This window comes from Pasteurella multocida, assembly GCF_900187275.1.
GTDB classification, from domain to species: Bacteria; Pseudomonadota; Gammaproteobacteria; order Enterobacterales; family Pasteurellaceae; genus Pasteurella; species Pasteurella multocida.
This window is the reverse complement of sequence record NZ_LT906458.1, coordinates 1-12058: the sequence shown is the minus strand read 5'-3', so window position 1 is coordinate 12058 and position 12058 is coordinate 1. Positions and strand designations below refer to the sequence as shown.

16 protein-coding genes are annotated in these 12058 nt (G+C 39.0%); 9 read left to right on the top strand and 7 right to left on the bottom strand.

Annotation, left to right across the window (positions count from 1 at the left end; genetic code table 11):
• The first annotated feature begins 31 nt into the window (after positions 1 to 31).
• The 3 genes from rpmE to CKV69_RS00070 all read left to right on the top strand — a co-directional run bounded on the left by rpmE (position 32) and on the right by CKV69_RS00070 (position 2009).
• Positions 32 to 244: a 50S ribosomal protein L31 gene (rpmE, locus tag CKV69_RS00080; RefSeq protein ID WP_005757276.1), complete on the top strand. Its 213-nt coding sequence runs from the start codon at positions 32 to 34 to the stop codon at positions 242 to 244.
• Between the two features lie 62 nt (positions 245 to 306).
• Positions 307 to 975 (top strand): glycosyltransferase family 25 protein, encoded by a 669-nt coding sequence (locus CKV69_RS00075; protein ID WP_005757279.1) that lies wholly within the window; start codon positions 307 to 309, stop codon positions 973 to 975.
• Between the two features lie 2 nt (positions 976 to 977).
• Positions 978 to 2009, top strand: coding sequence for a glycosyltransferase family 9 protein (locus tag CKV69_RS00070; protein ID WP_014325686.1), 1032 nt, complete (start codon positions 978 to 980; stop codon positions 2007 to 2009).
• 2 nt (positions 2010 to 2011) lie between these two features.
• On the opposite strand, the gene mutM is transcribed toward CKV69_RS00070, so the two are convergent.
• From mutM to radC, 4 genes are all read right to left on the bottom strand, one after another.
• Positions 2012 to 2824, bottom strand: coding sequence for a bifunctional DNA-formamidopyrimidine glycosylase/DNA-(apurinic or apyrimidinic site) lyase (mutM, locus tag CKV69_RS00065; RefSeq protein ID WP_014325685.1), 813 nt, complete (start codon positions 2822 to 2824; stop codon positions 2012 to 2014).
• Between the two features lie 67 nt (positions 2825 to 2891).
• On the bottom strand, positions 2892 to 3062 hold the full coding sequence (gene rpmG / locus CKV69_RS00060) for a 50S ribosomal protein L33 (RefSeq protein ID WP_005733905.1): 171 nt from the start codon (positions 3060 to 3062) through the stop codon (positions 2892 to 2894).
• Positions 3063 to 3073: 11 nt separating this feature from the next.
• The gene (gene rpmB / locus CKV69_RS00055; RefSeq protein WP_005717521.1) at positions 3074 to 3310 is read right to left on the bottom strand and encodes a 50S ribosomal protein L28; all 237 of its coding nucleotides are present in this window, start codon (positions 3308 to 3310) and stop codon (positions 3074 to 3076) included.
• A gap of 241 nt (positions 3311 to 3551) precedes the next feature.
• Entirely contained in the window at positions 3552 to 4226 is a 675-nt protein-coding gene (radC, locus tag CKV69_RS00050; RefSeq protein ID WP_010907047.1) for a RadC family protein, read from the bottom strand.
• 178 nt (positions 4227 to 4404) lie between these two features.
• On the opposite strand from radC, the gene coaBC reads away from it, so the two are divergent.
• From coaBC to CKV69_RS00020, 6 genes are all read left to right on the top strand, one after another.
• Positions 4405 to 5607, top strand: a complete 1203-nt coding sequence (gene coaBC, locus CKV69_RS00045) for a bifunctional phosphopantothenoylcysteine decarboxylase/phosphopantothenate--cysteine ligase CoaBC (RefSeq protein ID WP_014325684.1) — start codon at positions 4405 to 4407, stop codon at positions 5605 to 5607.
• Positions 5608 to 5622: 15 nt separating this feature from the next.
• Positions 5623 to 6078, top strand: coding sequence for a dUTP diphosphatase (gene dut, locus CKV69_RS00040; RefSeq protein WP_014325683.1), 456 nt, complete (start codon positions 5623 to 5625; stop codon positions 6076 to 6078).
• 3 nt (positions 6079 to 6081) lie between these two features.
• On the top strand, positions 6082 to 6681 hold the full coding sequence (gene slmA, locus CKV69_RS00035; protein WP_005723548.1) for a nucleoid occlusion factor SlmA: 600 nt from the start codon (positions 6082 to 6084) through the stop codon (positions 6679 to 6681).
• Between the two features lie 21 nt (positions 6682 to 6702).
• Positions 6703 to 6921, top strand: coding sequence for a YheU family protein (locus tag CKV69_RS00030; RefSeq protein ID WP_005733942.1), 219 nt, complete (start codon positions 6703 to 6705; stop codon positions 6919 to 6921).
• A gap of 39 nt (positions 6922 to 6960) precedes the next feature.
• Complete coding sequence (crp, locus tag CKV69_RS00025; protein ID WP_005723550.1) at positions 6961 to 7602, top strand: cAMP-activated global transcriptional regulator CRP; 642 nt, start codon at positions 6961 to 6963, stop codon at positions 7600 to 7602.
• A 131-nt stretch (positions 7603 to 7733) separates the two neighbouring features.
• Positions 7734 to 8489 (top strand): class I SAM-dependent methyltransferase, encoded by a 756-nt coding sequence (locus tag CKV69_RS00020; RefSeq protein WP_014325682.1) that lies wholly within the window; start codon positions 7734 to 7736, stop codon positions 8487 to 8489.
• Between the two features lie 5 nt (positions 8490 to 8494).
• Here CKV69_RS00020 and recF read toward each other — a convergent pair whose 3' ends face one another.
• From recF to dnaA, 3 genes are read right to left on the bottom strand one after another with little or no spacing between them, the layout of a single operon-like run.
• The gene (gene recF, locus CKV69_RS00015; RefSeq protein ID WP_005754686.1) at positions 8495 to 9571 is read right to left on the bottom strand and encodes a DNA replication/repair protein RecF; all 1077 of its coding nucleotides are present in this window, start codon (positions 9569 to 9571) and stop codon (positions 8495 to 8497) included.
• 17 nt (positions 9572 to 9588) lie between these two features.
• Positions 9589 to 10689: a DNA polymerase III subunit beta gene (gene dnaN / locus CKV69_RS00010; protein WP_005723553.1), complete on the bottom strand. Its 1101-nt coding sequence runs from the start codon at positions 10687 to 10689 to the stop codon at positions 9589 to 9591.
• A 13-nt stretch (positions 10690 to 10702) separates the two neighbouring features.
• Positions 10703 to 12058, bottom strand: a complete 1356-nt coding sequence (gene dnaA, locus CKV69_RS00005) for a chromosomal replication initiator protein DnaA (RefSeq protein ID WP_014325681.1) — start codon at positions 12056 to 12058, stop codon at positions 10703 to 10705.

Sequence of the window (12058 nt, the reverse complement as noted above, 5' to 3'; positions counted from 1 at the left end):
ATAGCGGCGTGGCTTCAAATCGAGGTTTTCTATGAAACAAGGTATTCATCCTAATTATGTAGAAGTTACAGCAACATGTTCTTGCGGTAATGTCATTAAAACTCGCTCAACTGTGGGTAAAGATTTAAACTTAGACGTCTGTGGCAACTGCCACCCATTCTATACAGGTAAACAACGTGTTGTTGATACCGGTGGTCGTGTAGAACGCTTTAACAAACGTTTTAGTATTCCAAGTACGAAATAAAATATGAAATTAAGTTAAACCCTGTTTTTTACAGGGTTTAATTACATATAAGGACGGATCAAATGGAACAGTTCCCCCCAATTTTCGTTATCAGCCTCAAAAACTCTCCTCGACGAGATATAATCGCTCAACGGTTAAATGGTTTAAAACTCAACTTTAAGTTTATTGATGGTATTAATGGCAAAACACTTTCTCAGGATGAATTAAATAACATAGATTACACGTTTTACCCACAACGATTTGCTGCTCGTAAACCTCTGACAGTCGGTGAAATAGGTTGTGCTATGAGCCATTTATCTATTTACCAAATGATGTGCAATGAAAAGATAGCGCGCGCTATTATTCTTGAAGATGATGCGATTGTATCGCACGAATTCGAAGCAATTGTAAAAGACAGTTTGAAGAAAGTTTCAAAAAATGTTGAAATTTTATTTTATGATCATGGTAAAGCAAAAAGTTATTGCTGGAAAAAAACACTTGTCGAAAATTACCGTTTAGTTCACTATCGTAAACCCTCTAAAACGTCTAAACGTGCAATCATGTGTGCAACAGCTTATCTAATTACTTTATCTGGCGCTCAAAAACTCCTACAAATAGCCTATCCTATCCGTATGCCTGCTGACTACTTAACTGGTGCTTTACAATTAACTGGACTAAAGGCTTATGGTGTTGAACCACCTTGTGTATTTAAAGGAGCAATTTCAGAAATTGATGCAATGGAGCAACGCTAACAATGAAATTAAAAAATAAATTACAAATGTTAAGGTTGGATCTAGGCAAATATTTCCTTGATAAAAAAAACGGATTAAACAGAATAACAAATGTTCCTAGAAGCATCCTCTTCCTCCGCCAAGATGGAAAAATTGGGGATTATGTGGTGAGCTCATTTGTATTCCGTGAGATAAAAAAATTTAATCCCCACATTAAAATTGGTGTAATTTGTACCAAACAAAATGCTTATCTTTTTAAACAAAATCCATATATCGATCAACTTTACTATGTAAAAAAGAAAAGTATTTTGGATTACATCAAATGTGGTCTAGCAATTCAAAAAGAACAATATGATTTAGTGATTGATCCGACGATTATGATTCGTAATCGCGATCTTTTACTTTTACGCTTAATCAATGCCAAGAATTATATTGGCTATCAAAAAGCCAATTATGGTTTATTTAATATTAATCTGGAGGGACAATTTCACTTTTCTGAACTCTATAAACTCGCCTTAGAAAAAGTGAATATTACGGTACAAGATATAAGCTATGACGTCCCATTTGATGAGCAAAGTGCGGTCGAAATTTCTGAATTTTTACAGAAAAACCAACTAGAAAAGTATATTGCTATTAATTTTTATGGTGCTGCAAGAATCAAAAAAGTAAACGATGACAACATCAAAAAATATTTAGATTATCTCACGCAAGTCAGCGGGCGAAAAAGTCTGGTGCTATTAAGCTATCCTGAAGTAACAGAGAAATTAACACAATTGTCAGCCGATTATCCGCATATTTTTGTCCATCCAACAACCAAGATCTTTCATACCATTGAATTGATTCGCCACTGTGATCAATTAATCTCTACAGACACGTCTACTGTACATATTGCTTCAGGTTTTAATAAGCCAATTATTGGTATTTATAAAGAAGATCCTATTGCGTTTACACATTGGCAACCCAAAAGTCAGGCAGAAACGCACATACTTTTCTATAAAGAAAATATTAATGAGCTCTCGCCTGAACAAATTGACCCAGCATGGCTTATCAAATAGTCTTATCTCTTCTGACACTTGGGGCAATAGAAACTATTTCGTTGCCCTATCACTAAACTTTCTATTTTTGTGCCACATGTTGGACAAGGCTTATCCTTATTACCATAAACCCGCAATTCTTGGACAAAATAGCCTGGACGTCCATCCGGTTGGAGAAAATCTTTTAGCGTCGTACCACCTTGTTGGATTGCGTTAGACAGCACTTGTTTTATTTGTTCTACTAACTGCCCACATTGTGCCTTAGTTAAACTCCCTGCTGTTTTTTGCGGATGTAGGTTACAAAGAAATAACGTTTCATTCGCATAGATATTCCCAACGCCAACGACGACAGCATTATCCATTAAAAAAGTTTTAAGTGCGGTCTGTTTTTTACGACTTTTTTGCCACAAGTAATCAGAATCAAATTCCTCAGACAGAGGCTCTGGACCTAATTTCAGAAAAAGAGGAAATTCGTCCAACTTCTCTGTCCATAACCACGCGCCAAAACGACGAGGATCGTTATAACGCACAACTTTTCCGTTATTCACTACGATATCAAGATGATCATGTTTATCAATAAGATCCTCTTTCTCCACAACTCTCAATGACCCTGACATCCCTAAATGTCCAATCATATAGCCTGTTTCAAGTTGGATAATTAAATACTTCGCACGGCGACTTAATGCGATGACTTTTTGTTGTGTAATTTGCGCTAATTCTTCGCTTACCATCCAGCGTAATTTCGGTTGGCGAACAACAATTTTTTCAATGATAGCCCCTTCAAGATAAGGGCTAATTCCATTTTTTGTGGTTTCAACTTCAGGTAATTCTGGCATGGCGTTCCTCAAATTTCTGTTATAAAAAAACCCGAACAATGTCGGGTTTTTCAAAATAGGACTAAAATTATTTGATTTTAGCTTCTTTATAAACAACGTGTTTACGCACAACTGGATCGTATTTTTTGATTTCCATTTTTTCAGGCATATTACGTTTGTTTTTTGTTGTAGTGTAAAAATGACCAGTTTCTGCAGTTGAAACTAATTTGATTTTCTCACGAGGTCCTTTAGCTGCCATGTTTTAGCTCCTTAGATTTTCTCGCCACGAGCACGGATATCAGCTAAAACTGCATCAATGCCTTTTTTATCGATAATACGCATACCTTTCGCTGTTAAGCGTAAAGTTACGAAACGTTTTTCGCTCTCAACCCAGAAACGGTGAGTGTGAAGGTTTGGTAGAAAACGACGCTTAGTCGCGTTCATTGCGTGTGAACGGTTGTTACCAACTGCTGGACGCTTGCCTGTTACTTGACAGACTCTAGACATATTAATCTCCAATAAATCAAATATAAGCTCGAGCTTAGGGTTCGGATTACATTAAAACGGTGTCAATATCGACTTTATGCGTTTTAAACGCAACCTCGTCAGGTCGCTGTAACCGACCCGCATACTATATTAAAGGTGGTGAATTATACTCACTTTATCTTTTATTCTCAAGCCTAAATACCACATTTCAACAAATAAATGTAAAAATTTTCGCCAAGGAATTGAATGGTAACAAAAAACCTTATAGGAGTCTATTTTCTGCAAACGAATAGTAACAGCCTTTCCCTATCACAAAATGATCCAAAATTCGGATTTCAACTAACTCAGCAGCTGCTTGGATTTTTGTGGTAACCATTTTATCCGAGGCACTTGGTTCGGGGTTTCCAGAAGGGTGATTGTGAGCTAAAATTAACGCCGCCGCATTACAAAAAAGTGCACTTTTTATAATTTCTCTCGGGTGAATCGTTGTACAATTAATCGTCCCTAAAAACATTTCTTCTTGTTTAATCAAGCGATGCTGATTATCTAAAAAAAGGACCTGAAAAATTTCTCGTTCCTTATTTTCCAATGTCGCTTGTAAATAAAATCGCACATTTTCAGAATTCTTAAATGCTTGTGTTAATTTTAATTCTTCTTGTAGATAGCGTTTACTCATTTCAGTACAGGCTTGTAATTGAATAAATTGCGTTATCCCTAATCCTTTCAGCTGACAAAACTCAGTTTGTGTGGCTGACATTAATCCTCTTAATGAATGGAAATGCTGTAAAACGTGTCGCGAAAGTTGCATAACGGAGCAGCCTTTTATCCCTGTTCTTAAAAAAATCGCTAGCAATTCTTCATCAGTTAAAGCCGGTGCACCAAAACGCAATAATTTTTCACGTGGCATCAAACTCAGGCTTTCTACTTGATTCTGCATGATATCATCCTCTTAGTTATCACATAACGCATTAAAATTACTGATATCGCTTATCAAGGAAAACGATCACACACGACTCTGGAAATAAGATCGCAAAAATACCATTCTTTCTTGGCAAAAATTACAGTAAAATAAGGCTTTTGTTGATTTGAATAAGAATTAAGCGCGAGGATTCATCATGCAACCCCTTCAATCAAAACGTATCGTCGTCGGTATTACTGGTGGCATTGCTGCTTATAAATCCATCGAATTAATCCGCTTATTACGCAAAAATCAGGCTGATGTACGCGTAGTGCTCACTCCGGCTGCTGCAGAATTCGTTACTCCTTTAACGTTACAAGCCATCTCAGGCAATGCCGTGGCTCAGTCTCTCTTGGATCCCCAAGCTGAATTAGCGATGGGACACATTGAATTAGCCAAATGGGCAGAAGCCATTGTGATTGCGCCAGCAAGTGCAGATTTTCTCGCCCGTTTAACCGTTGGTATGGCAAATGATCTGCTTTCTACTCTTTGTTTAGCAACCAAAGCCCCCCTTTTACTCGCTCCAGCGATGAATCAGCAAATGTTTGCTCAAGCGATAACGCAGCAAAATCTGAGTGCTCTAGTTCAACGTGGTTACCATGTTGTCGGTCCCAATACAGGCGAGCAAGCTTGTGGGGATGTTGGTTTAGGACGTATGTCTGAACCTTCTGAAATTTATACCGCACTTTGTGAGTTATTCCATACTCAACAAGATTTAGTGGGACTAAAAGTGGCGATTACCGCAGGTCCAACGCAAGAAGCCATTGATCCAGTTCGTTATATTAGTAATCACAGTTCTGGAAAAATGGGCTTTGCGATTGCCGAAGCCTTTGCTGAACGTGGAGCAACAGTCACGTTAATCTCAGGTCCGGTTAATTTAGCGACACCCGAGAAAGTCCAGCGCATCAATGTCATCTCTGCTCAAGACATGCATCAGCAAGCGCTCAAAAGTGCGGTCGAAAATCAGATATTTATTGGCTGTGCTGCCGTAGCAGATTATCGCGTTGCTGAGATCGCGACGCAAAAAATCAAAAAAGCAGGAGATGAAATCAACCTGACATTAGTTAAAAATCCTGACATCATTGCAGATGTTGGGCATTTAGCGGTACAACGTCCATTTACGGTAGGTTTCGCAGCGGAAACCCAACATGTTGAGCAGTACGCACAAGACAAACGACAACGTAAAAAGCTGGATATGATTTGTGCGAATGATGTATCAGATGGACAAGTCTTCGGGCAAGACCAAAATAGCCTGCATCTCTTTTGGCACAATGGCAGCACAAAATTAGCATTAGAGAGTAAAAAAACATTAGCCAAACAATTAGTTAATCAAATTATTGCGCGTTACCGCCAATCTTAAACAATAGGACAAAGAATGAAAAAAATTGATGTCAAAATTCTCGATCAACGTATTGGAACAGAATTCCCTTTGCCAACATATGCAACCGAAGGGTCCGCGGGCTTAGATTTAAGAGCATTAATTGATGTGCCAATGACTGTAGAAGCGGGACAAACCGTGTTAATTCCAACAGGTTTATCTCTTTATATTGCCGATCCTACGCTGGCGGCCGTTATTTTGCCTCGTTCAGGTTTAGGTCATAAACATGGCATCGTTTTAGGTAATTTAGTCGGTTTAATTGACTCGGATTATCAAGGTCCATTAATGGTTTCGCTGTGGAACCGTAGCACTGAGCCATTTAAAGTGGAAGTAGGTGATCGTATTGCCCAATTAGTGTTTGTGCCTGTCGTGCAAGCTGAGTTTAATGTCGTCAGTGATTTTGCACAAACTGAGCGTGGTGAAGGTGGATTTGGACATTCGGGTAAACAATAAGCTATGCAAAAACCAGTAAAACGCAGTCTGAAAGAACGCCGTCAGCAAGTGCTGACCGTTCTGACACATATGTTGCATTCGGAACGGGGAATGGAACGTATGACAACAGCTCGCATTGCTGCCGAAGTAGGTGTTTCAGAAGCCGCGCTTTATCGTTACTATCCAAGTAAAACCAAAATGTTTGAAGCCTTGATTGATAATCTGGAAGCACATTTATTCACACGTATTACGCAATCCGTTAAAAATGAGACCCATACTGCCGCGCGTGTTCATAATATTATGCAAATGGTGTTAGATTTTGCGCGCAAAAATCCCGGCTTAACTCGTATTTTAACGGGACACGCCTTAATGTTTGAAGAACCGCAATTACAAGCACGCGTCGCCCAATTTTTTGATCGCCTTGAGTTACAATTCATCAACATCTTACAAATGCGAAAATTACGTGAAGGAAAAGGTTTTGACTATGAAGAGCGCGTTATCGCGGCACATCTGGTGAACCTGTGTGAAGGGCACTTTATGCGTTATGTCCGTTCCAATTTCCGCCATTCCACACAACAAAGTTTTGAGCAACAATGGCGATTGCTTGAAAGGTTATTTGCATAAAATCTGAATTTAGGTAAGAATATGATCATTCCTTGGCAAGAATTGGAAGAAGAAACGTTAAACAATATTGTGGAGAGTTTCATTTTAAGAGAAGGGACAGACTATGGTCAATGTGAGCTTTCCTTAGAACAAAAAAAACAAGCTTTACTTTCTCAAATTCAACAAGGTACTGTCGTGATAGTTTGGTCTGAACTGCACGAATCAATTGATATAAAAGACAAAATGGACTTGTTAAAATGATTCTACTTTGTCGGAAAAATTAGTTTATGGAGGTCTTCCGTGCAAGAACAAATGCAAACTACACCATCGATAGATCCTACGTTAGAGTGGTTTCTATCTCACTGCCATATTCACAAATATCCTTCCAAAAGTACATTGATTCATGCAGGTGAAAAAGCCGAGACGCTGTATTATCTGATTAAAGGTTCCGTTGCAGTCTTAGTCAAAGATGAAGATGGCAAAGAAATGATTTTGACTTATTTAAGTCAAGGTGATTTTTTTGGTGAGGCTGGTCTTTTCGAAGAGGGACAATTACGTTCAGCTTGGATTAAGGCAAAAAGCCCATGTGAAATTGCCGAAATTTCTTATAAAAAATTTCGTCAATTAATTCAGGTCAACCCAGATATTTTAATGCATTTATCAGCTCAGCTAGCACGTCGCTTACAAAATACGTCAAGACAAGTAAGTAATCTAGCCTTTTTAGATGTGACGGGGCGTATCGCACAAACCTTATTAAATCTGGCTAAAATGCCAGAAGCCATGACCCATCCAGATGGGATGCAAATTAAAATCACGCGCCAAGAAATTGGGCAAATGGTGGGATGTTCGCGTGAAACGGTAGGACGAATCCTCAAAATGTTAGAAGATCAGCATTTAATCTCTGCACATGGTAAAACCATTGTCGTTTACGGTACAAGATAACCCCCGGTTCTCTGCTAAAATGCGATCCATTTGATCGCATTTTTTATATTCAAATGACCTGTTAATTCTCATTCTTATTTTGATTTGAACATGGTAAGCTAAAATCAATTCAACACATTGAGGAGTACATGATGGGTAAAACAGAAGTTGGACACAATTTTTTAGCACGTTTAGGCAAAACACGCTTACGCCCGGGTGGTAAAATCGCGACAGATTGGTTAATTGCCAATGGTGATTTTCATGTGAATAAAAAGGTACTTGAGGTCGCCTGTAATATGGGAACGACGGCTATTGCCTTAGCCAAACAATACGGTTGCCAGATTGAAGGGGTTGACTTAGATGAAAGCGCACTAGAGAAAGCAAAGCAAAATATCTGTAATGAAGGTTTACAAGATTTGATTCATGTGCAACGTGCCAATGCGATGAAATTACCTTTTGCAGATAACAGCTTTGATATTGTGATTAATGAAGCCATGCTAACCATGTTGCCAATTGAAGCGAAAAAGAAAGCTATTACAGAATATTGGCGTGTGTTAAAGCCCAACGGCTTTCTACTCACACATGATGTGATGTTAGTCGGAGAAGATCATCAACAGATCTTGGAAAAATTACGCGATGTCATTAATGTTACAGTTACACCATTAACTAAAGACGGCTGGAAACGTTTATTTAGTGAATGTGGTTTCCGCAATATTGATGCTTATTCAGGTGAAATGACCTTACTTTCCCCTAAAGGACTCTTTTATGACGAAGGTGTTCTAGGCACTTTTAGAATCATTAAAAATGCCCTTAAGTCAGAAAATCGAGAACAATTTAAACAAATGTTCAAAACCTTTAATGACCCACAAAATAAGCTCAATTTTATTGCGGTTTGTAGTCAAAAATAAGCCATTTAAAGCGGTGCAATGCAACCTTCTTCAACCCGAAAAGTGCGGTGTTGTTGTGGTTGCATTTGCTTTAGTTGTGTTTCTGTAATCGCGCTGACAAACACTTGTGAGCCACTTTGTTTCAAACGCTCAGCTAATAAAGCGCGTTTATATTGATCCAGTTCCGAAGCAAAATCATCAATCAGAAAAATACAATGTCGTTCTTTCTGCTTCATTAAATGTTCACCTTGCGCAAGGCGTAGTGCACACATCAATAACTTCAACTGCCCACGAGAAAGCACATCTTCCACTGGCAAGCCATTGGCTTTAAAGCGAAAGTCTGCTTTTTGTGGTCCCGACACGGTATAACCTATTGCACGATCGCGTTCAAAATGGCGAACTAACAAGTCAGCATAGTCACTGTCTTTTTCCCAACCTTGATGAAAGCTCACACTGATCTCTAATTCAGGTAAAAATAAGCGGCAAGTCTGTTCAATTTCAGGACGCAATGCTTCTGCATATTGTGCACGCCATTCACTGACTTGATGCGCAAGTTTCACTAGTTCACGATCCCAGATTTCAAGCGCCTGATAATGAGTGGCTTGTTGTAACGCCGCATTACGTTGTTTTAATAAACGATTTAAATTTATCCAAGCTAAATGAAAGTGATTATGATGATGAAAAAGTCCCCAGTCCAAAAAAGCACGACGGTAAACGGGACCACCATTTAACAAGGTTAAGCCTTCAGGGGTAATTAATTGCATAGGAAGCAAATGGGCAAGATCGGCAATTTTATTGCCATCTTCACCATTAATTTTTACAACTGAATTTCCTTGCCGTAATTTCTGTAAACCAACAGACCATTGATGGGCTTGTTCTTGAATTTTGGCGTGTAAAATAAAATGCGGTTGTTCGTAAGAAATAATGCGATTACTGACCGCACTTTTGAAGGAGCGACCATGCCCGAGATAAAAAATCGCTTCTAATAGGCTGGTTTTGCCACTGCCATTGTTACCCACTAAAAAGTTAAAGCCGTGATCAAATTCGAGATCCACGGCTGTTAAGTTACGAAAGTTTTCAATCAGTAAACGTGAAATTGCCATACAGTGTGCAAAGAAAACTATAAACGCATTGGCATAATGACATATTCCGCGCTAGCATCGTCACAATCTTCAATTAAGCAACTTGACGAGGCATCGGTCAGACGCATACGCACTCGCTGACATTTTAACGCATTTAATACATCTAAAATGTAGCTTACATTAAAGCCGACTTCCATTTCTTCACCCACATAAGAAACATCGATAATTTCTTCTGCCACTTCTTGTTCTGGATTGGTTGCCGTAATTTTTAATTGATTTTCACTTAACTGTAAACGAACACTACGGAAACGCTCATTAGATAAAATCGCCGCGCGCACAAACGCCTGTTTTAACACATCCCATTCCGCTTCTAAAATACGTGTTGCATTGCGTGGTAAGACACGACGATAATCTGGGAATCGACCATCGATCAGTTTTGAAGTGAAAATAATATTGCCTAAATCAATACGCAAGTTATTCGTACCAATTTGTAAACGAGCGGGCAAATCCGTGTTTTCGAGTAAACGGACTAACTCTAATACCCCTTTGCGCGGTAGTATCACTGAATGGGTTTGTAAGTCTTGTTCTAATGCAATGGTACAAACGGCTAAACGGTGACCATCCGTTGCCACAGTACGCAATAAATTCCCTTCTGTTTCAAATTTCATGCCGTTTAAGAAATAGCGTGCGTCTTGGTTCGCCATGGAAAATTGCGTGGCTTCAATCAGACGACGCAATGTGCTTTGTTCAAGAGTAAAATCAACCTCTGATTGCCAATCAGTTAAATTTGGGTACTCTTCAGCTGGTAAAGTCGACAAGTTAAATTTACTGCGACCAGATTTCACAATGGCACGATCTTCTTCAAAACTAACTGAGATCTCCGCTTCTTCGGGTAAACTGCGGCAAATATCTAAAAATTTCTTGGCAGGAATAGTAAAACTACCTTGCACATCTGTACGTAATAGTGCAGTTTCAGTGGAGAGCTCAACTTCTAAGTCCGTGCCGGTAATCACTAAACGCTCACCACGAATTTGTAGTAATACATTATTTAATACGGGAATATTTGGGCGGCTACTTAGCACCCCACACACTTGTTGTAATGGCTTTAATAAATTTTCTCTTGAAACAATAAACTGCATATTTTTCCCCTTTTTACACAGAGAGTGTACGGATTAAATTTGACCAATCCTCTTCTAAAGAATGTTCTTGTTCTCTCAATTCTGCAATTTTACGACAGGCATGCAAGACCGTTGTATGATCTTTATCACCAAAATTTTTCCCGATTTCTGGCAGACTGCGATTTGTCAATTCTTTCGACAACGCCATCGCGAGTTGGCGTGGACGTGCAATCGATCGAGAGCGACTCTTGCCTTTCAAATCCGAAACTTTAATCCGATAATATTCAGCCACCACTTTTTGAATATTCTCTACTGTGACCAATTTATCCTGTAATGCCAACATGTCTTTTAAGGTTTCGCGTACAAAATCAATTGTAATCGCCGCCCCCATAAACTCCGCATTCGCACTTACTCGATTAAGTGCGCCCTCAAGATCACGCACGTTAGTACGTAATTTTTGTCCGATAAAAAACGCCACTTCTTCAGGTAAATAAATGTTCTTTTCTTCGGCTTTCTTTAATAAAATCGCTACGCGCGTTTCCAGTTCAGGCGGCTCAATCGCGGTAGTTAATCCCCAACCGAAACGCGATTTCAGACGCTCTTCCAGTTTTTCAATTTCTTTTGGATACCGATCCGATGTCAGGATAATTTGACGTCCCGTATCAAATAAATTATTGAAAATATGGAAAAACTCTTCTTGGGTTTTTTCTTTTTCTGCAAAGAATTGAATATCATCCACTAACAGCGCATCTAAAGAGCGGTAGAATTTTTTAAATTCATCCATTTTGTTATCACGTACCGCATTCACCATTTGTTGCATAAAATTATTAGCATGAATATATAGGACTCTCGCATTTGTATTACGAGATAGAATACCATTGCCAATAGCATGCAATAAATGGGTTTTCCCTAAACCTGTACCACCATACAGAAAAAGCGGATTGGAACTCGGTTCACCAGGATTATCTGCCACTTTTTGTGCAACTGCACGAGCAAGTTGATTCGATTTACCTTCCACAAAATTTTCAAACACATGCTTGGGATTTAAATAAGAACGAATAACCGTTTGCGGTTTATTTTCTTCTTTATTGTGATGTGTTGGCAAAGCAGAAGGTTGCGCGGGCTTCGGTTCAGGTTTCACCCCAACTTTGACCTGTACCACTAACTCAGCATTGTCACTGAGCTCTTGTGCAACTTTAGTCAATTGTGCCAAATAACTTTCGTCCACTTTTTGTTTAATAAACACATTAGAGGCATACAAAACAATCGTATTTTGTACGCTAAAATCGGCCTGTAAAGGACGTAACCAGGTGCTAAAATCCGTTAGTGAAATCTGGTCTTGAAGCTGTAAAAGGCATTCTTGCCAAAGAGAAGATAGGTCTGGTTTCAT